At 44.5% G+C, this 791-nt stretch carries 2 rRNA genes; both read right to left on the reverse strand.

The annotated features are described in order from the left end of the window. Positions 1–537 precede the first annotated feature (537 nt). Positions 538–655 (reverse strand): 5S ribosomal RNA (gene rrf / locus NCY57_RS16670). 69 nt (positions 656–724) lie between these two features. Continuing rightward, a 16S ribosomal RNA gene (locus NCY57_RS16675) occupies positions 725–791 on the reverse strand; the annotation flags it as partial.

Raw genomic sequence — 791 nt, forward strand, 5'->3', positions numbered from 1 at the left:
AAGCTTTTCGCAGCTTATCACGTCTTTCATCGGCTCTTAGTGCCAAGGCATCCGCCCTGTGCCCTTATTGCTTGACCTTTCGCTTCATCACCCTAGCGTAGGTGATGCGGTCTCTTGATTCTCGTGTTACTACAGTAAGTGCTTTCTTCTCACGAAGTTTACACTCACGTTCGTAACGTATGTGTTTGATTACTCTGTTCATAACAGATAAATCGATGTCTTCCTATCTTTGCGTTTGCATTAATTTCTTAACACTTTGCGTTTAAGGATATTTGATTAACTTAATCAAATCTCATGTATGCAGTTTTCAAGGTACAATGCTGACTGATGTTTTATCAGCCATCAGAACTCACAAACTGTTTTTGTAAACTCTGATCACTGGTAAAAACCAGCTATTATAACAGTCCTTCCCGACTGATTTAGGGTTAGCACCGGACTTATCGAAAATCTTCTGGCTCCACTCTGTTTCCAACAGAGCTCACTTTCCAGTGCCCGTTCTATTTTTATCAGGCAGCTTCGCCTGTTTCTTTCTTTTTGATCTGGCGCCCACCTGCTCTCCCACACCGTCTCCAGTGCAGTACCATCGGCCGATTGGGTCTTAACCGTCGTGTTCGGGATGGGAACGGGTGTGTCCCCCAACCGCATCGGCACCAGAAATATCATTATTCAGTTGCCTTGATAACTCAACAGTAAAACACATCTTGTTTCTCTACTTTTTCCTTAGAAAGGAGGTGATCCAGCCGCACCTTCCGATACGGCTACCTTGTTACGACTTCACCCCAGTCATCGGT

Origin of the sequence: Blautia sp. MB18-30, assembly GCF_023669475.1 — a bacterium.
GTDB lineage: Bacteria > Bacillota > Clostridia > Lachnospirales > Lachnospiraceae > Blautia_A > Blautia_A fusiformis.